This is a genomic window from Brevibacillus brevis NBRC 100599, from assembly GCF_000010165.1.
GTDB classification, from domain to species: domain Bacteria; phylum Bacillota; class Bacilli; order Brevibacillales; family Brevibacillaceae; genus Brevibacillus; species Brevibacillus brevis_D.
The window spans coordinates 2561244-2580684 of record NC_012491.1; the positions used below are offsets into that span (position 1 = coordinate 2561244).

The window sequence follows — 19441 nt, forward strand, 5'->3', positions numbered from 1 at the left end:
CGTAAAGAAGGGATGCACAGATGAACTTGGCTGAGATCTTGGTTTACACCGATATCCGGCAGCTCCATCAGATTGCCAACCATTACGGATGCGAATGCAACCCTCATTCCAAAAACGAATTGATTACGTCACTGTTGTCTAGCTTGAGGCACAGGCTGACAATCTCTCAAGAAGTTGAGCAGCTGAGCAGTGCAGAAACCCATTTTTTGCTCCAATTGTTCCTGGACAAGCGTACGGTCATGTCGCTTGAGGATTTGTTGGCGAAGGCTGGAGTGGCACTGGAGTGTGAAAAGGAAAAAAAGCAGGAGGAAGGACGGAAGTTTGTCGCGGCTGCAATGAAGCGAGGATGGATTTTTCCGGCGAAAAGTAAGACAGTAGGGCAATACCAAATTCCGTTGGATATCCGTGAGCCTTACTTGCAAGCTTGGCTGACAAAGTGGCGTGAGTCAAACGCACTGCTTCATCCGGGTCCACAAGCATACAGGGATGAAGGAACAGCACTATGCGATGATATCATGCAATTTTTACAATTTCTCCAGCAGGAGCCAGTACCGCTTACCGCAGAAGGTGGCATGTACAAGCGTCATCAGCAGCAGCTTTTTCAATTTTTGTACGTAAAAGAAGAGCCGCTATTGCCACAAAAATGGCGTTTTGGGTACGGGCTGCATTTTGATTTATACCCTGACCGCTTTTCCTTACTCTACGATTTCTGTTACTATCACCGTTGGATCGTCGAAGTGGACGGCAAAGTAGCAGTTACGGAAGCAGGGAGGGAGCGACTGGAGCAACCGTATAGCGATCAATTGTACCATGATGTCATTCGCTTCTGGATGAGACTTTACAAGCGGGCTGTCCCCAATTTGCCAATGCTGGTTCAGCTCATTCCGTTGATCGCGTCGGCTGGATGGGTAAGTCAGCAATCTCTGATGGACACGCTGCTCCATTGGATGAAAGAGTTTTACTACGATTCACCTACAGATATCTTGGTGAATCGGGTATGCAAAATGATGGTGCATCTTGGATTGTTGCGCGTCGGACAAGACGAACAGGAGCAGTGGTTATACACCGCAACGTATGCGAGCCAGACTTGGCTTCGAAAATACAATGGTTTTACCGAAACGACTATTTTATTGAAGTGAGGGATGGGTATGGAGTGGCCGAATTTCTATTCCAACGCGTACGGAACGAACAATCAAATGGTTTCCGGTTTACTATCTGAAATGGTGATCGACGAGCAGATGCGTCAATATCGCAAGCGCACGCTAGTCCAGGAGATTGATGAGGCACTTGCATCGAAAAACAAAGAGCTGTTTTTGCGCTTAACAGACGAATTGAAAGAAATCATGGCTTACGAGCAAGCCTAAATACATAATCATATGCGTTATTGCTAGTCTCCAACCATTCATGGTACGCTTGTTTCCAGAAATGAACAAGGAAATGAGGAGACGGCTCTATGCAGTGGAACTTGAACGATTTTCAAAACTGGGAGGAGTTGCGATCCTTTGTGGATACCGCGCTGCTCCCTCTTTATTTGTACAGTTCGGACAGAAAAGTAGAAGAGCATGTAGTACGCATGAACTACTTATTAAATGTAGCTGCCGGGATTGAGCAACGGCTGAAGGGACGTGTGCTACTATTTCCGTTAAGCTATCACATAGGAGAAGAACAGCTGGAACAACGAACACCGGCGGAATTTCCTTATAAAGTACTACTTTATTTCCGCGGAGAAAAGATTCAAGTAAAGGAGAGGGCAGAAGAAGGTGTGTTGACGTTATTGGTAGGAGATGAAGACTTGGAATCTTCTTTGCGTTTCGAAGTGACCGTGGATGTGCTGTATAAAGAGGTCATCAAGTTGTGGCAAACTGGACAGAGTTAATCGATTTGACTAAAAAAAGAGACGCGATAGAGAAAGCGTTTTCCGGTAATACTACAGAAAAATGGGTGGGGCAAGGTCTTAAATTTGACAATCTGGCAACAATATCATGTCACACATCGTTTGAGCAAAGACATGTCCACTGGACATTCTTGACATCTTTATAGGCGTTAGCTATGATTGGGATTGACCTAGTGTATATGTATAAAAATGCCATCGTAGCGCTATTTTACAGGATAAGGAGGGAAAAAGATATGGGAGACAAACGCGAAATTTCCAGGCGTACATTTTTGAACTACGCCCTGATGGGAACTGGCGGATTCCTTGCTGCGGGAATGATCACCCCAATGATTCGTTTTGCGGTAGACCCCCTTCTGCAAGGACATGCAGGTGGAGATAAAGTAGCTGTCGGCAGTCCGGATGAGTTTAGTGCCGTGCCAAAACGCGTTGAATTCAAGGTCCATACCAAGGACGGTTGGTATGAATCGGAATCAACACTTACTGCATGGGTTACCAAGAACGACAAGGGTGAGATTCTTGCTCTGTCCCCGATCTGTAAGCACTTAGGGTGTACGGTTAGCTGGGGAACTGGCGCAGGACAACCGAATGAGTACTTCTGTCCTTGCCACATGGGTCGTTATTCGATCAATGGCGAGCACATTTTGGGAACGCCACCTACGGCCTCTCTTGATGAGTATGAGACAGAAGTCAAAGATGGAAAATTGTATTTAGGTAAAGTAAAAGCAAATCCTCGTCCGGGGGTGAACGGCTAAAATGATGCAAAAAATGTATGATTGGGTCGACGAGCGCTTAAACATCACTCCGATGTGGCGTGACCTGGCTGACCACGAAGTACCTGAGCACGTGAACCCGGCACATCATTTTTCAGCTTTTGTTTACTGCTTTGGTGGACTTACGTTCTTTATTACCGTTATTCAAATCTTGTCTGGTATGTTCTTGACGATGTATTATGTACCAGACGTTATCAATGCTTACGAATCCGTTAAGTACCTCCAGAACGAAGTAGCGTTCGGGGTAATCGTACGCGGTATGCATCACTGGGGTGCCAGTTTGGTAATCGTGATGATGTTCCTACATACTCTGCGTGTATTCTTTACAGGTGCATACAAAAAGCCTCGTGAATTGAACTGGGTAGTCGGTGTACTGATTTTCTTCGTTATGCTGGGTCTCGGTTTCACAGGTTACCTCTTGCCTTGGGATAACACCGCATACTTTGCGACCAAAGTAGGTGTGCAGATCGCTGACTCTGTACCTTTCATTGGTCCATATGTGAAAACATTGCTCACAGGCGGAGACATTTTAGGGGCGCAAACCCTTACCCGTTTCTTCGCGATTCACGTGTTCTTCCTCCCAGGCGCACTGCTTGGTCTGTTGGGAGCTCACTTTGTTATGATCCGTTCGCAAGGTATCTCGGGTCCACTATAATCGGTCTTCGAAAAAAGGAGGAAATAGCATGGCAAAACAAGATAAAGATGCTACCTTCGTCGGAGATTCCCGAGTATCGGCGAAGCGTATTCCAAACATTTCTCCAGCCTACTCCGACTTTCCAGGTAAAAATGAGCCGTTCTGGCCAAACTTCCTGTTGAAAGAGTGGATGGTGGCAGCTGTTTGCTTGGTTGGTTTCCTTGTGTTAACGGTTTCACATCCGTCGCCGTTAACTGACAAAGCAAACCCGAATGATACTTCATTCATTCCGTTGCCAGACTGGTACTTCTTGTTCCTGTATCAAATGCTGAAATATCCTTGGGCTGCTGGGGATTGGGTCGTACTCGGTATCGTTGTCATTCCAGGTATCGCATTTGGTGCACTGATGTTGGCGCCTTGGCTGGATACCAGCAAAGAGCGTCGTCCTAGCAAGCGTCCAGTTGCTACAGGTTTAATGCTGACTGCACTCGTTGGTGTTTTCTACCTGACTTGGGCGGCAAACCATGAATATCATCTGGCTCACCCAGATAAAGGCAAAGGAACTGGTGGCAAAGAGGGATCGAGTGCAACAGCACCTGCTCCTGCTGACACCAGCTTTAAAGCAGATGCGCTTTGGAAAGCGCAAACAAGCTGTATGGGGTGCCACGGTAAAAACATGGAGGGTGGCATGGGTCCAAACCTCCAAAAAATCGGCGCAACTTTGGATGCAGCCAAGATTACTGATACCATCAAGAATGGTAAAGGCGCAATGCCAGGCGGTATGATCAAAGATGATGCAGAAATCGCAAAGCTAGCTGATTACTTGGCTGGCTTGAAATAAGCTAATAGGGGAAAAGCTGGCTGGTAATGCGGTCAGCTTTTTCGTTAGCGGCGTACACAGCGGGAGACGATTATAGATGATCTGGATATGGGAGTGGTTTCGGCAATCTTTGGGCAAAAGGTGGTTTCTTTGGACGCTGTTCGTCGTCAACTTTTTAGGAACCATATATGGATTTATCTGGTATGGCAACCAATTGGCTGTGACACCAGCATATTTAATTCCTTTTGTCCCGGACAGCCCGACAGGTAGCGGACTTTTTTCGCTTGTACTCCTTACCTATTTGTTGGGTCGCCACATTCCTGTACTGGAAGCTTTGGCTGGCATCACCAATTTTAAGTATGGTGTCTGGGCCGTCTGCATTATCGTGGCTGGTTGGCTGATGGGCAATGAAGTGCGCGTGACAGACTTGATGCTGATTGTTTCCCACACCGGCATGGCTGTGGAATCTGTGTTGTATGCGCGTTTTTACAAGCTAAGTCTTCTGCCGGTAGGAATCGCTGCGCTGTGGACACTGAATAATGATTTTCTCGATTACGTCATGGACATCCATCCGTGGCTGCCGAGTGTGCTAGATCCGTATGAGGGCTTCGTTGGTTTGTTTACGGTTCTTCTCAGTCTGATCTCGATCTCGGTGATCTGGTGGGTAAATATGAAGCATACGACAAATAAGGTCTAATCTTGTCCTCCTTTCCATAGGCTGTACTAGGGAAGGAGGTTATTTGCGTTGAAGAAAAACATCCGGTTTTTATTATTCTTTCTCATGATCGGGTTGTTCTTGTCGTGGCCCATTCATAATTTGTACTCGAAGCTGAATCAGCCGATAGAAGAAAAGCAGTTGGCAGCCTTGGATCAAATTGCGCATGAGTTACTGACGTATGCAAAAAAGGGAGATCTTGAAGGGGCAGAGCAGCGCATCGTCCAGCTAGCAGACCGATTTCCGAACCAGCATTTGCCCAATCCAATACGAATTGAAAGTCTGAATGCAGTGACCCAGTCCATACTGGCAGCCAAGCAAAGCTTTGCTTCTGCAAATGCAAGTGAACAACAATTGCTGTGGCATGCCACGCGGGTCCGTATCGCCATAGACGCACTTACCCATGATCACCAGCCGATGTGGCGTAGCTACTATCCTTCTCTTGTCACACAGGTCCAAAACCTGCAGCTATCGGCTGTTGAGCGGAATTTCGGTCAGTTTCGCGAACAGTTTGATGAGAACTACCGATTATTTTTGGCGATTAAGCCGGGGATGAGTATTCAGCTTCCAGAGGGGCAAATGTCCTCGATTACGGTTGCGTACGATATCATATCCAAAGAGATGCGAAACAGCCAAGTCGATTGGCAGCTTGTTCGTGAGGCGTTGCGAGAATTGAACAGCTCCTTTCAAGTGGCGTTTGTGGGAGAAGAGAAGAGTACGTTTGCTCGTTTAATGATGCGGCCAGATTCTCCTATACTTATTCTCGCTTCTATCTCGATAGCTTTGATCATGGCCTTGTCTTACGTGGCATGGAAGAAATATGACGGAGAAATCCGTTCGATCTAAAAGGTGCAAAAACCCTTGCCTGTACGAAAAGGCAAGGGTTTTTCTGTGCTGCTTCATGCTAATCGTGAAGCGGTTTCTTGTTTTCATCAAGCGTGAAGCCTTCTCCGAGAACTTCATGCACGTCGTTTACGATGACAAAAGCATGCGGGTCAATTTCTTGCACAATGGTTTTAAAACGCATGACTTCATTTCGGCTGACAACGACATAGATGACTTTCTTTTCTTCGCCAGAGTAGGCGCCTTTACCGGCTAATAGTGTCACACCACGACCCACATCGAGAATGTGCTTGGAGATGCTATCTGCTTCGTTGGAGATGATCGTCAATGCTTTTCCTGCATAAGCGCCATCTTGGAAAAAGTCGATGACACGTGCTGCGATAAAGACGACGACAAGGGTATACATGGCGCTTTCTAGATTCAAATAGACGAGGGACGCCCCGATGACCAAAATGTCTCCGAAAAATAACGTTCTTCCCATGCTAATACCCATGTATTTCTGAAGCAGTCTGGCAATGATGTCCACACCGCCAGTCGTTCCACCGTAACGGAAAATAATCCCTAACCCGACACCAACAGCTACCCCGGCATACAGGGAAGCAAGCAGGCGATCTTTCATCGGCAATGGAAGCACACCATCAAATAAGGATAAAAAGACGGAAAGAGAAACCGTTCCCAAAATCGTGTAGAAAAAAGAAGTCCGTCCAAGAATTTTCCAGCCCAAGAAAAATAACGGTATGTTCAGGACAAAGAAGACGATTCCCTGATCTACAACCGGAACTAGCAGCTTGATCAAAATACTGATACCAGTGATACCGCCCTCAGCTAGATGATTGGGAATGTTGAACGCGTTAATACCAAATCCCATAATGGCAGAACCGATGATAATAGCAATGATACTGTCAAGACGAATTTTCATATATCCTCCTGTTCGCCGGATCAGGAAACAGGCTTCCCCCCGGACTTGATGTGCAGGTAATACTTGTGTTACCTGAGGGCTATCCGAAAGCCATTATAAATGAACGCTCGTTTGATTGTCCATATGCTGGAAAGACGAAGTATTGTGATTTGGCAAACGAAGCCTTTTTTAGTACGATAGGTGAAAGAGAGAAGAATGTGAAAAGGAGTGGGCGGATGGAACGGCAAAAGACAATGCAAGAGATGCAGCAAGAAGTTGATCAATACATATCGCAATTTAAAGAAGGATATTTTTCTCCGCTTTCGATGCTGGCTAGAATGACCGAAGAAGTAGGTGAATTAGCCAGAGAAATTAACCACTTTTATGGAGAAAAACCAAAGAAAAAGGACGAAGGCGAAAAAACAGTAGAAGAAGAGCTGGGTGACGTACTCTTCATCGTGATTTGTTTCGCAAACTCACTCGGAATCGATTTGCAGGAAGCATTTGATCGTATTATGCACAAGTTTAATACCCGCGATAAAGATCGCTGGACGAGAATAGAGGAGAACGAGCAGTATGACTAAACAAATTCGTGTAGCAGTTGCTGGCGCAAATGGTCGAATGGGGCAAGAAGTAGTGAAAATGCTCGCGCAGGATACGGCGCTCGTTTTTACAGGCAATTTGGATACGCGTGTTGGTGAAGATGAAATTAATCAACAATTGGACGAAATGAAGCCGGATGTTTTGGTAGACTTTACGACACCGCATACGGTGTATCGTCATATGGAGCTCTGTCTGGCTCGTGGTGTGCGACCGGTTGTTGGCACAACGGGGCTGACGACAGAGCAGCTGCAAGACATGACGGAGCGCTATAAAGAAGCAGGACTGGGTGCCGTCATTGCTCCGAATTTTGCAATCGGAGCGATTCTATGTATGAAATTTTCCGCAATGGCAGCAAAATATATGCCACATGTGGAAATTATCGAGCTACATCATGACCGAAAGCTGGATGCACCAAGTGGAACTGCTTTGAAGACCGCGGAGATGATTGCAGCCGTTCGGGAAGAGCTCAAGCAAGGGCATCCGGAAGAGGTAGAAACAATTCCAGGCGCTCGCGGAGCAGATTACGAAGGCTTCCGGATTCATAGTGTCCGCCTGCCAGGCATGGTGGCCCATCAAGAGGTTTTGTTTGGGGCAACAGGCCAAACGCTGTCCATTCGCCATGATTCGATTAACCGGGAATCTTTCATGCCTGGCGTAAATATGGCCATTAAAGCTGTAATGAATATGAACGGATTGATTTACGGATTGGAACATCTGATTGATTAAACGTTTGTTTAACATACACACTTACCCAGCCATAAGGGAGAGGTTTTCTTGAAAATTGCATTGATTGCCCATGATCGAATGAAAGAACAGATTGTGCAACTAGCGATGGCCTATGAATCCATTTTGGCAAAACATGACCTGTATGCCACAGGAACAACTGGGTCGCGAATCATGGAAGCTACGTCGCTTTCCCTAACCCGATTTCTGTCAGGACCATTAGGGGGCGATCAACAAATCGGTGCGATGATCGCCCGCAATGAGATGGATTTGATTATCTTTTTGCGTGATCCGCTTACCTCTCAACCGCATGAACCTGATATTATCGCACTGCTTCGACTGTGTGATGTGCACAAGATACCGTTTGCCACCAATCTCGGTTCGGCAGAAATCATGCTGAAGGCCTTGGAGCTGGGGCAACTGGATTGGCGCGAAGTGGTGCGTGAGGAGAATGAAGCATGAGTTCACTCGATATTTTGGCAATCGGCGCTCATCCTGACGATGTCGAGATCGGCGCGGCAGGCAGTCTGATTTTGGCAGCGAAAGAGGGGAAAAGCGTGGGGATTCTCGACTTGACCTACGCGGAATTGTCATCGAATGGAACGGTGGAGAGAAGGCAACAGGAAGCGGCTGCCGCTGACCAAGTGATGGGTGTGGCTGCCCGCTATAATTTTGGACTGCCTGATCGGGGCTTGGAAGCAGTCAGGGAAAGTGCGATTGAACGCGTCGTAAAGCTCGTTCGTGAAACACGCCCAGCCATTGTGCTTGCGCCTTATTATTCGGATCGTCATCCAGATCACGAAAGTGTAAGTCGTATCGTTCGAGAAGCGGTGTTTAATGCAGGCATCCGCAAGTATTTGCCGGAGCCTTCTTTGCCTGCCTATCGACCATCGCAATTCCTTTACTATTTTATTAATTCCACTATCACACCGCAGGTTGTTGTGGATATCACTGGCGTTTATTCGCAAAAAATGGAGGCGCTGCGTTGCTACCGCAGTCAGTTTGAGCTAGAAGAAGGCAGTGTTCAAACACCCCTTACCAATGGATATCTGGAGTCTGTCGAGTATCGAGAACGATTATTTGGTCAGCAGGCTGGTGTAGCCTACGCAGAAGGATTTGTCAGTGCAGCTCCGTATGTATTAAAGAGCTTGTGAGAAGGAGTGACACTGTATGAAGATCGGGATTACATGCTACCCGTCATTGGGAGGATCGGGCGTAGTAGCTACGGAGCTTGGCAAGCTATTGGCTGAGCGAGGACATCAAGTTCATTTCATTACTGGTGGAATGCCATTTCGCTTAGGCGCGTTTCACCCGAACATTTTCTATCATGAAGTAGAAGTGAACAACTATGATGTTTTTAAATATCCACCCTATGATTTGACCTTGGCGAACCGAATGGCGCAAGTGGCGAAAAATGAAAACCTGGACTTATTACATGTGCATTATGCTGTGCCACATGCGTTGTGTGCGTTCCTTGCCAAGCAAATGGTAGGGGATCATTTGAAAATTGTGACCACCCTGCACGGGACGGATATTACCGTTCTGGGTTATGACTCGAATCTGAGTGATATGATCCGCTTCGGTATTGAGCGAAGCGATTTGGTAACAGCGGTGTCCAATGATTTGATCAGGCAGACGAAAGAGCTGCTGCATACGGAAAAAGAAATTGTCCCAGTGTACAACTTCGTAGACAAGCGGCGTTATTACCCGAAAGAGGTTACGAAGCTGAAAAAGGTATTTGCACCGAATGGTGAAAAAATTCTTATGCACATTTCTAATTTCCGTCCGGTCAAACGAGTGCCAGATGTGATTGAAATATTTTCACGCGTACGTGAAGAAGTGCCTTCCAGACTAATCCTTATTGGTGAAGGTCCCGAAATGGGGCTGGTCCGCAAAATGATCGCTGAGCTCGGTCTGAACGACGATGTCTGCTTCCTCGGTAAGCAGGAAGACGTTGCCGAGGTATTGTCCATGGCAGACATCATGCTGCTTCCATCAGAAAAGGAAAGCTTCGGTCTCGTTGCACTAGAAGCAATGGCTTGTGGTGTGCCTGTCGTCGCAACAGTGGCAGGAGGTTTGCCCGAAGTCGTGCTGGATGGTGTGAACGGCTTCTTGCGTCCAATTGGCGACGTGGAAGGCATGGCGAAAGAAACAATACGTCTCTTGCAAAATGAAGAGCTATACCGCGAATTCTCTGCGAACAGCATTGAGCGATCCTGCAAAACATTTTGTCATGAAACGATTGCCTCGCAGTATGAGGCACTCTACGCTAACTTGCTGGTAAGCAAATCCGAAGAAAATCTAAGCTTTTGAACGTAAGATGGTGCTTTTGGCTAGCTGATGCACCTTGGATAGTAAAATGAACAATCCATACAGAACTCTCATGAAAAACGCCTCCTTGTGTAGATCAGGCGGAGCAAACCAGAAAGGGGGGATTGGATTGGCGATAGAATTGGCAAAGCGTGTTCTCGACAGATTGGAGGAACACGGCTTTGAAGCTTACTACGTGGGTGGTTGCGTCCGCGATTGGCTTTTACAACGACCTGTTCATGATATAGATATATGTACGAATGCCCATCCCGGCGACGTCATCCTATTGTTTCCCGATCATGTCCCGACTGGTCTGAAACACGGTACTGTATCTGTAAAAGTCGAGGGGCAGCTGTTTGAAGTAACCACGTTTCGGACGGAAGGAAAATATGAAGATTACCGTCGACCCGCTGAGGTTCAGTTCGTTTCAGAACTTCGGCTCGATCTGGAGCGACGTGATTTTACGATGAACGCAATGGCGATGGATCGTCATCAAGTATTGCACGACCCGTTCGGTGGACAAGAGGACATAGAGCATCGGTTGGTTCGGGCTGTAGGCATTCCACTAGAGAGATTTCAGGAGGATGCCCTTCGACTTTTACGAGGTGTGCGATTTGCTTCTCAGCTAGGTTTTGTTATAGAAGACCAAACCATGCTTGCTATGAAACAGATGGCACCTTTGTTAGCTCATATTGCAGTGGAGCGCATCAGGGAAGAGCTGAATAAAACGCTCGACAGTAAAGCTCCAGAGGTTGGTTGTCAGTTGTTGAATGAAACGAGGCTCATGGCGTATGCTCCGGAGGTAGAAAAACTGTTCATCCTCTCAAATGAGCATGCTTGGCGGCTCCGTCATTTGCAAACCGTGACACAAAAATGGTCGTTGCTCCTGTTTGCTGCGAATTATTCACCTGTGCAAGCGCGTGAAGTATGCCGATTCCTCAAAATGTCCAAACGCGAGACAGAAGCAATTTGTTGCTTGGTTGAACTTCTTACGCGATTGCAGCCGAAATGGGATGTCCCTCAAGAGATCGAGTGGGGACCATTGCTGCTTGAAGTCGGGTGGGACACGTGCAACGAGTTCTTTCTTTTATTGCAAGCGTGTTGGTGGGAGGAGAGGCAATCGTTTTCGATGCAGGCACTCCTCGATCAATACGAAAATATGCCTGTCAAAACCATCAAGGATTTGGCAATCACGGGGCTTGACCTGCAAGTAGCCGTTCAGAAAAAGCCAGGAGAGTGGATTGTCCGCGTCTTGGAATCGTTGCTTAGACAAACGGCTCTGCACGGTTTACCAAATACACCAGAAGCACTTGTCGAAGTTGCAAAGAAAGAGGTTGCACAAGATGAACATTAAGCAAGTCATCCTCCAAGCATTCCGTGATCAGCCAGGCAGTTTCATTTCTGGTGAAGAATTAAGCCAAACATGCGGCTGCTCAAGGACGGCCGTTTGGAAACATATCGAAGAGCTCCGCCGGGATGGTTACGAGGTGGAGGCGGTTCGCAAATCGGGGTATCGCCTGCTGGTTGCCCCTGATCGCTTGTCCGCAGCAGAAATTATGGCTGGACTGGAAACGAATCGGATCGGTCAAAATGTCATCGCTTACGATGAGGTGGTATCTACACAGCCACTCGCACACGAGGCTGCGGCAAAAGGGGCAGTAGAAGGTACGATTGTGCTCGCCGAGCTGCAAACAGGTGGGAAAGGCAGACTCGGTCGCCCCTGGCATTCTCCGAAAGGAACGGGGATCTGGATGAGCTTGATCATCCGACCTTCGATTCCGTTACCGAAGACACCTCAAATGACGTTGCTAACGGCGGTTGCTGTAGCGAAAACAATCCGGGAAGAGACTGGGTTGCCTGTCAAAATCAAATGGCCGAACGATATTTTTATCGGTGACAAAAAAGTATGCGGCATTTTGACAGAACTCAATGCTGAATCTGACCGGGTCAATTATTTAGTGATCGGAATAGGGCTCAATGCCAACAGCCTCGAGTCTGATTTCCCATCTGAATTGGCACAGATTGTGACTTCGCTTCGAATTGAATCTGGTGAGTCACTCAAGCGTGTTACGTTTATCCAGCGGCTCTGCCGAATTTTTGAAGAAGAGTACGACCACTATTTGCGAGCTGGCTTCGAGCGTGTCAAACAAGAGTGGGAAAACCATTCATACACCATTGGCAAATGGGTGACCCTCCAGACGATTTCACAACAGCTGGAAGGTCGTGCTGTTGGTTTGGATGAAGAAGGCGTACTCATGGTCGAGGATCAGGCTGGACAGATTCACAAAGTTTATTCGGCTGATGTCAATTATCGTGCAAATGATTGAAGCATTTGTTATACTCCAATTTGGAGGCTGTATCACTTCGTGAACGGTACTCCCGGAGTATTTTTGTATCTATCGTGTAATCTTAAATCAATACGTGCAAGGACAAAAATCTGCTCAGAGCCTGTGTGGACCGAGACAGAAGGAATCCGCTAACGCAAAATGTCTTTTTGACATGGACAACCTTCTCCCGATTGACGCGAGAAGGTTTTTTTATTCCTCACACGATCCACGGGCTTGATGCGAAAGAGGAGCAATGAAAAATGGCACAAAACGACAGACCGATTACGACTTCGAGTATCCGCAAGAAAAAAGAAACGCGAACCCCGATTACCATGGTGACCGCCTATGATTATCCGGCAGCCAAATTAGTAGATGAAGCTGGCGTTGATATGATTTTGGTCGGTGATTCATTGGGAATGGTCGTACTTGGTTATGACTCCACGATCCCTGTTACGATGGAGGATATGCTACATCATACGAAAGCAGTAACGAGAGGGGCCAAGCGTGCATTTGTCGTGACAGATCTGCCTTTCCTTAGCTATCACGGAACAGTTGAGGAAGCGGTAAAAAACGCGGGCAGACTAATGCAAGAAGGGCTGGCCAAGGCGGTCAAAATGGAAGGGGGCCGTGAACTCGCCCCAATCATTACACGCTGTGTACAAGCAGGCATCCCTGTCGTTGGACATATTGGGCTTACTCCGCAATCCGTACATCAATTAGGTGGTTACAAAGTACAAGGAAGAGATCTAGAGGCAGCCAAAAAATTGTTGGACGAAGCCCTTGCAATTCAAGAAGCGGGAGCATTCGCTATTGTTCTGGAATGTGTTCCGGAAGAGGTCGCAGGCATGATTGCAGACAAGCTGGACATCCCGGTGATCGGAATTGGAGCGGGTGCAACTTGCGATGGGCAAGTGCTGGTGTTCCATGATATGGTTGGCTATGCATCGGATATCACACCAAAATTCGTGAAGCGCTACGCAAATATTGGGGAAACAATCCGTGAAGCAGTGGAGACTTATAACAAAGAAGTTGAAGCAAGAAGCTTCCCAGGACAAGAGCATGTCTTCCATGCCTCTGAAGAAACCATCAAGGAATTGTACGGGGAAGGAGTGAAACAGTCATGATGCAAACAATGATGCAGCAAGTCTCCACCATTGCAGAAATGCGTGTTCATTTAAAAGATGCTCGTCGGCAAGGCAAAACGATCGGAATGGTACCGACCATGGGCTTTCTGCATGAAGGACATCTCAGCTTGGTGAAAGCTGCTCGTGAAGTATGCGATTTGGTTGTGATGAGCATTTTCGTAAACCCGCTGCAATTCGGACCGAATGAAGACTTTGAACGTTATCCGCGTGATATCGAACGAGATAGCAAAATGGCGGAAGAAGCGGGAGTGGACTTCCTGTTTACCCCGGAAGTGAGCGAGATGTATCCGACCCCGATGCTGACCAATATTTCTGTGGCAAATGTGACGACTCCATTGTGTGGAGCTTCTCGTCCGGGTCATTTTGATGGCGTATCGACCGTCGTCAATAAATTGTTTCAAATTGTCCAGCCCGATTACGCCTTTTTTGGACAAAAGGATGCCCAGCAGGTAGCTGTTGTGACGCAAATGGTTCACGACTTGTCGATGCCAGTGCAAATCGTTCCATGCCCGATTGTACGCGAAGCGGATGGGCTTGCCCTGAGCTCTCGGAATGTCTACTTGTCAGCGGATGAGCGAACACAAGCACTCGTGCTTTCACAGAGCCTGAGGCAAGCAGAAGAATGGCTGAGCGAAGGCGTGGCTCTTTCTACAATCAAGGATCGTATTACGCAAATGATTTCCGAAAAACCTTTGGCTGATATTGATTATGTGGAAATTTTGAGCTATCCAGCGCTCACACCAATGGCGCAGGAAACGGCAGGTCAGACGATCATCATCGCGCTAGCTGTTCGATTTGGCAAAACACGTCTCATCGACAATACGATTACATCAATCAAGTAGTAATAAGGGAGGAATTGGTAGTGTTCCGCACCATGATGAAAGCAAAAATCCATCGCGCAACGGTAACTGAGGCAAACTTGAACTATGTAGGAAGTATTACCATCGACAAAAATTTGTTGGATGCGCTGGATATTTTGCCAAATGAAAAAGTACAAATCGTCAATAACAACAACGGAGCGCGTCTGGAAACCTACGTCATCGAAGGTGCTCCAGGCAGTGGCGTCATTTGCTTGAACGGAGCAGCTGCACGTCTCGTACAAGAGGGTGATATCGTGATTATTATTGCCTATGCGATGATGACGGATGAAGAGGCAAGAACCTACAAGCCACGTGTCGCCATCATGGATGAAAAAAATCAGATCAAAGAATTGATTGCGGAAGAAGTACACGCGACGATTCTGTAAGCGATCTGTCGACTCCTGCATAGAGCCACTTGCCTTGTGAGACAATGAAAGTACTCATGCCTCATAGGGGGTGGCTTTTCTTGTGAAAATCGAGGACTGGTTTCATACGCTTCGGAACAAAGCGCAGACGATTGAAGAGAAGTGGCAGGGGGCTTCTGAACAAGAACGTCTTCAGCTCGCGGAACAATTGTTTCAATTGCGCCAAGTAAGTGATACTGTCGTAGACCTGTGGCTGCAATTCGAAGAAAAATTATCGAATGCGATTCGTAACATCAAGGAAATGGAAGGACAGCTTCCGGCAGAAGAGAAAAAGGCGCATCAGCCGAAGGTGAAAACAGAATCACCAAAGGCCATTGAAACAAACACATACGAGCCGATTTTTCGTCGTGGGGAAGGCTTTTATCATTTGCGTATGTTCCAAGACGCGAAAAAGTGTTTTGCAGAATTAGTTCAAAAATCGCCAGACTGGGAAAGTGGGCGCCTATATTACGCCTACAGTCTCCTTTTGTGTGAGGAGAAAGAATTAGCTTTTCGGGAATTCCGTCTTCTCGGCAGGACAGCAAGCTCACCTACCATTGTGGCCATTAGTTTTAATGCCATCGGGTGTATACTTGCGGAAGAGGAGCAGTGGCTAGAGGCGGCACAAGCTTTTAAGACTTCTCTCGAGATCAAGCCAGAACAGGAAGAAGCCAAATACAACCTCGCGCTATGCTATTTAAGAGATGGCGATGCACAGGAAGCTTTGGACGAATTGGAACCGTATCTAGAAAAAAACGAGCACGATTGGGAAGCGCAGATGCTATGGCTACGTGCTGCCAAATTACTGCATATGATGGACAAGACGGTGGAATGGAGCCCGCCGAAAGGCTTGCAATTGCCGACACGCGATTTGGACAGCGATACTCTTCAGGAAATGGCCTCTTTATACGAAACAGTGGGCAATTACCACCGGGCACAGATTTGCTATCACTTTTTGACGGAGCGTTCCCCAAAAGATGGGTGGACGTGGCATGGCTTGGCCTGGAATACTTGGCTGATTGCTGGTACAAAGCGCGCATTAACGCTCGTCAAAAAAGCGATCAGTCTTGCACCCGAAAATGACGACTTTCTTTTTAGTTATGGCTGGATGCTGTTGTTTGACGGAAGGGTAGAGGAAGCAATCAAAGCGTTTCGGATCATGCTGGAGAAAAACCGAGACAATCGCCTCGGACAATCCGGGATGATTTCCGCATACGAAAAGCTGGGGGATACACAAGAAGCAAAACGGATGGCAAAGTATTTCCTGGAAGACGCTGAGCCATATGTACGTTCGTTAGGGTATTTTCATCTGGGAAGAATCGCGGTTGTGGAAGAAAATTGGCGCCTGGCTGAACAATATTTTCAACGGGCATTGCCATTCGCAGAACAGTTATGGGAAATCCCCATCTATCTGCAACTTTGTGCAAGCAAGCTCGGTCAATCAGAAATGCAGACTGAGCTGGTACAGCCGTAAATGTACAGGAGAGCAGGAATATTTCCCATCGTTGCCGAATGTGAATGAGTGCGGATTGAATGTTTCCGCCCAGGTTACGAGGTGACAACGTTTGAATCGATTACTAGTTGTAGATTTTGAGACGACGGGAAGCCATCCACGCCAAGGGGACAGCATCATTCAGATTGGTGCCGTCGCAATCGATGACGGGCAGATTACCGAGAGTTTTTCCACCCTGATTCATCCGGGCCAGGATATTCCCCCTTTTATTACCCAATTAACAGGGATTACCAACGAGATGGTTGCAGATGCTCCTTCCTTGGAAGAAGTGTTTCCAGATTTCTTGCGTTTATTGGACGGGCGAGCTTTTGTTGCACATAATGCAAGCTTTGATCTCCAATTTTTACAAGAAGCCCTGCTGAGCCAGGGCTATTATGCGTTTGACGGCTACGTGCTTGATACGGTGGAGCTATCCCGCGTTCTTTTGCCGATGCAAAATAGCTACAGACTCGGAGAACTGGCGTCTGAGCTGGAAATCGAGCACGATAATCCTCATCAAGCAGATAGTGATGCGCTTGCCACGGCCCAGCTGTTTCTCCACTTGCTGGATATTTTAAAGAAATTGCCACTTGTAACGATCCAGCGGCTGCAGATGCTCGTCTCTTCGTTTCGCTCAGATATCGAGGTTCTTTTGCGGCAGATCGAGATGGAAAAGCTAATAGAGCTGCCAGAGCTGGATGGAACGCCAACCAAAACGGATTCCTCCGATATGTGGGATATTTATCGCCAGTTGGCCTTACGGAAACGCGAAGAAAAATTAACAGCGTCCCTGAAGCATCCTCCTGTCGATGTGACAGTGACCAAAGCGTTTGCCGAGCAGCTCGAGGATGTCTTGGGCGAAAACGGGTACATGCAGGCGAAAATGTCGGGGTATCAACGTAGAGATGCTCAGGAAGCGATGATGCATGCCGTCTATGAGGCAATGGAGGATGGCGTCCATTTATTGGTAGAGGCGGGGACAGGTACGGGAAAATCATTAGCCTATCTCTTGCCGGGGATCATTTGGGCTCATCACAATCAGCAGCAGCTGGTGGTCAGTACCAATACCATTCAATTGCAGGAACAGCTATTCCATAAGGAAATCGCTACCTTGCAGGAGTCGTTGCCGTTTTCGTTTACTGCTTCGACGCTAAAAGGCAGAGGAAACTACTTATGCTTGCGTAAATTTGAACAAGCTGTGGACGAGCCTGTAGAAGGAAGCAGCCAAGAAATGCGCTTGGTAAAAGGACAGATGCTGACGTGGCTCACGCAAACTGTTACCGGTGACGTGGAAGAGCTGAGCATGCCTCCAAGTGGTCAACTGCTATGGCAACAGGTAAAAAGTGATACGGGCTCTTGCTTGAATCGGGCTTGTCCGTGGTTTAGTCGCTGCTACTATTTTCAGGCGAAGGAACGGGCTCGCGATGTCGATGTCCTCATCGTCAATCACGCCCTTTTCATCAGCGATCTACAAGCGGAAAACAGGATCCTACCTGCGTATGAAGTTGCCATCGTCGATGAGGCCCATCATTTGGAGGATGCTGCGACACAGCATCTAGGCAAGCAGTTTTCAACCACGCAGCTTCTTTTCTTGCTAGATCGTGCATCGGTTGAAGAGAGTGGGTCAATTGCACGCTTCGCAGAAGAGCTGCAAAGCTGGATGCCTGCGGTACAAGAAGAAGTAGTGGCAAAGCTTTTGGAGCTGAGAAAACAGTCCGCGACCTTGCGAGAGAAAGCGCAGCAATGGACACAGCTCTTGTATGCATGGGCATCAGATCGTGCGGAGGAGACGACGGACGCTGGTCGTGAGACGGTACGTTATCGGATCGAATCGTTTGTAGGCAAACACGAGAAGATACGCAAAGTAACCAAAAAGCTGATTGAAGGGATGACTGCCTATGCAGCGGGCATCGAGCAGCTTTTGCGAACGACTCCGCAAGAGGAAAAGCCACCTTTTGCTGTACGTAGTCTACTGACAGATTTATTTGGTCTCATCAAAGACTGGCAGAATACCGTGGAGCTGCTTCACTTCTTTTTACTTGAGCAGGATGCAGAGTATGTGTATTGGATGGAAGTAGAGTCCCGTACAGCTCGCAAGCAGGTGCATTTGTCCGCAGCACTCTTGAAGGTTGCCGACTCACTGGCAGAACCACTGTTCGCGCAAAAACGGAGCCTGATTTTGACATCAGCCACTCTGACGGTCAAAAACAGCTTTTCCTACATCAAAAGCCAGTTTGGTCTCGACCAACTGCCTGAGGAACGAGTGCGCACCTTGTCACTGCCATCGCCGTTTCATTATGAAGAGCAGGGATTGCTGTTGATCCCATCTGATTTCCCGGCACCAGGTAAAGAGAGTGACCACACGTATTTGGAGGCGGTCATACAAGGGTGCGTGGATGTCGTACTGGCTTCGAAAGGAAGGACGTTGATCCTGTTTACCTCCCATTCGATGCTTCGCCTTGTTTATCAAGCGATGAAGGAACGACTAGCGGAGGCGCCAGAACCGTATACGTTATTCGGTCACGGGATTGATAGCAACAATCGGAGCAAGCTGGTGCGACTGTTCCGAAGCATGGAGAGAAGTGTTCTGCTTGGGACGAGCAGCTTCTGGGAAGGTGTCGATATCCAGGGGGAATGGCTGAGCAGTTTGGTTATTGTTCGACTTCCGTTTGCTCCGCCGAATCACCCTGTCTATCAAGGAAGGGCAGAGCTTTTGAAGGCAGAAGGAAAAAATGCCTTTATGTCGTTGTCTCTTCCACAAGCCGTTCTGCAATTTAAGCAAGGGGTGGGACGATTAATTCGCCATCACTTGGATCGAGGGGTCGTGATCGTTCTCGACACGCGTGTGGTTGAGGCGAGATATGGACGCTCATTCCTTCAATCTTTGCCGCCATTTCAAATCGAAAGCGGTCCATGGCCAACACTGCGAGAGCGTATAGAGCCATTCCTTAGTATGCAATCCCTGTCAGATTCATAAAATGAAGCAATAGTCTCATAGGGATT

The 19441-nt window shown here is 47.6% G+C and carries 21 protein-coding genes; 20 read left to right on the forward strand and 1 reads right to left on the reverse strand.

Translation table 11 applies throughout. From position 1 onward, the window contains the following. Positions 1-20: 20 nt before the first annotated feature. The 8 genes from BBR47_RS12700 to BBR47_RS12735 all read left to right on the forward strand — a co-directional run bounded on the left by BBR47_RS12700 (position 21) and on the right by BBR47_RS12735 (position 5679). On the forward strand, positions 21-1139 hold the full coding sequence (locus tag BBR47_RS12700) for a hypothetical protein (RefSeq protein ID WP_012686169.1): 1119 nt from the start codon (positions 21-23) through the stop codon (positions 1137-1139). 9 nt (positions 1140-1148) lie between these two features. After that, positions 1149-1364 (forward strand): IDEAL domain-containing protein, encoded by a 216-nt coding sequence (locus BBR47_RS12705; protein WP_012686170.1) that lies wholly within the window; start codon positions 1149-1151, stop codon positions 1362-1364. Between the two features lie 89 nt (positions 1365-1453). Then, positions 1454-1876 (forward strand): DUF2487 family protein, encoded by a 423-nt coding sequence (locus BBR47_RS12710; RefSeq protein ID WP_012686171.1) that lies wholly within the window; start codon positions 1454-1456, stop codon positions 1874-1876. A gap of 251 nt (positions 1877-2127) precedes the next feature. Then, entirely contained in the window at positions 2128-2646 is a 519-nt protein-coding gene (locus BBR47_RS12715) for a ubiquinol-cytochrome c reductase iron-sulfur subunit (RefSeq protein ID WP_012686172.1), read from the forward strand. A 1-nt stretch (position 2647) separates the two neighbouring features. Next, positions 2648-3319, forward strand: coding sequence for a menaquinol-cytochrome c reductase cytochrome b subunit (gene qcrB / locus BBR47_RS12720; RefSeq protein WP_012686173.1), 672 nt, complete (start codon positions 2648-2650; stop codon positions 3317-3319). Positions 3320-3347: 28 nt separating this feature from the next. Beyond that, positions 3348-4139, forward strand: a complete 792-nt coding sequence (locus BBR47_RS12725; protein ID WP_012686174.1) for a menaquinol-cytochrome c reductase cytochrome b/c subunit — start codon at positions 3348-3350, stop codon at positions 4137-4139. Positions 4140-4215: 76 nt separating this feature from the next. Then, complete coding sequence (locus tag BBR47_RS12730; RefSeq protein WP_012686175.1) at positions 4216-4815, forward strand: DUF1405 domain-containing protein; 600 nt, start codon at positions 4216-4218, stop codon at positions 4813-4815. Positions 4816-4863: 48 nt separating this feature from the next. Next, a complete protein-coding gene (locus tag BBR47_RS12735; protein ID WP_012686176.1) occupies positions 4864-5679 on the forward strand; it encodes a sporulation protein YpjB in 816 nt (271 codons plus the stop codon). Positions 5680-5737: 58 nt separating this feature from the next. On the opposite strand, the gene BBR47_RS12740 is transcribed toward BBR47_RS12735, so the two are convergent. Next, entirely contained in the window at positions 5738-6595 is an 858-nt protein-coding gene (locus tag BBR47_RS12740) for a YitT family protein (protein WP_012686177.1), read from the reverse strand. Positions 6596-6810: 215 nt separating this feature from the next. Between BBR47_RS12740 and BBR47_RS12745 the strand changes: the two genes are divergently transcribed. The 12 genes from BBR47_RS12745 (at position 6811) to dinG (ending at position 19415) form a co-directional block, all read left to right on the forward strand. Beyond that, entirely contained in the window at positions 6811-7158 is a 348-nt protein-coding gene (locus BBR47_RS12745) for a nucleotide pyrophosphohydrolase (RefSeq protein ID WP_012686178.1), read from the forward strand. Then, positions 7151-7903 (forward strand): 4-hydroxy-tetrahydrodipicolinate reductase, encoded by a 753-nt coding sequence (gene dapB / locus BBR47_RS12750; RefSeq protein ID WP_012686179.1) that lies wholly within the window; start codon positions 7151-7153, stop codon positions 7901-7903. The genes BBR47_RS12745 and dapB overlap by 8 nt, the downstream gene beginning before the upstream one ends. Before the next feature lie 48 nt (positions 7904-7951). Beyond that, positions 7952-8362 carry a methylglyoxal synthase gene (locus BBR47_RS12755; protein WP_012686180.1) on the forward strand — a complete coding sequence of 137 codons (411 nt, stop codon included), beginning with the start codon at positions 7952-7954 and terminating at the stop codon, positions 8360-8362. Further along, the gene (gene bshB1 / locus BBR47_RS12760; RefSeq protein WP_012686181.1) at positions 8359-9054 is read left to right on the forward strand and encodes a bacillithiol biosynthesis deacetylase BshB1; all 696 of its coding nucleotides are present in this window, start codon (positions 8359-8361) and stop codon (positions 9052-9054) included. Before BBR47_RS12755 ends, bshB1 begins: the two co-directional genes overlap by 4 nt. Before the next feature lie 16 nt (positions 9055-9070). Further along, positions 9071-10213 (forward strand): N-acetyl-alpha-D-glucosaminyl L-malate synthase BshA, encoded by a 1143-nt coding sequence (gene bshA / locus BBR47_RS12765; protein WP_012686182.1) that lies wholly within the window; start codon positions 9071-9073, stop codon positions 10211-10213. Between the two features lie 127 nt (positions 10214-10340). Continuing rightward, a complete protein-coding gene (locus BBR47_RS12770) occupies positions 10341-11564 on the forward strand; it encodes a CCA tRNA nucleotidyltransferase (RefSeq protein WP_012686183.1) in 1224 nt (407 codons plus the stop codon). Next, complete coding sequence (locus BBR47_RS12775) at positions 11554-12537, forward strand: biotin--[acetyl-CoA-carboxylase] ligase (protein WP_012686184.1); 984 nt, start codon at positions 11554-11556, stop codon at positions 12535-12537. The genes BBR47_RS12770 and BBR47_RS12775 overlap by 11 nt, the downstream gene beginning before the upstream one ends. A 260-nt stretch (positions 12538-12797) precedes the next feature. Beyond that, the gene (gene panB / locus BBR47_RS12780) at positions 12798-13661 is read left to right on the forward strand and encodes a 3-methyl-2-oxobutanoate hydroxymethyltransferase (RefSeq protein WP_012686185.1); all 864 of its coding nucleotides are present in this window, start codon (positions 12798-12800) and stop codon (positions 13659-13661) included. Next, on the forward strand, positions 13658-14524 hold the full coding sequence (gene panC, locus BBR47_RS12785; protein ID WP_012686186.1) for a pantoate--beta-alanine ligase: 867 nt from the start codon (positions 13658-13660) through the stop codon (positions 14522-14524). The genes panB and panC overlap by 4 nt, the downstream gene beginning before the upstream one ends. A 20-nt stretch (positions 14525-14544) precedes the next feature. Next, positions 14545-14928, forward strand: coding sequence for an aspartate 1-decarboxylase (gene panD / locus BBR47_RS12790; protein ID WP_007723146.1), 384 nt, complete (start codon positions 14545-14547; stop codon positions 14926-14928). Between the two features lie 82 nt (positions 14929-15010). Beyond that, positions 15011-16420 carry a tetratricopeptide repeat protein gene (locus tag BBR47_RS12795; protein ID WP_012686187.1) on the forward strand — a complete coding sequence of 470 codons (1410 nt, stop codon included), beginning with the start codon at positions 15011-15013 and terminating at the stop codon, positions 16418-16420. A gap of 91 nt (positions 16421-16511) precedes the next feature. Next, positions 16512-19415, forward strand: coding sequence for an ATP-dependent DNA helicase DinG (gene dinG / locus BBR47_RS12800; RefSeq protein WP_012686188.1), 2904 nt, complete (start codon positions 16512-16514; stop codon positions 19413-19415). The last annotated feature ends 26 nt before the right edge of the window (positions 19416-19441 follow it).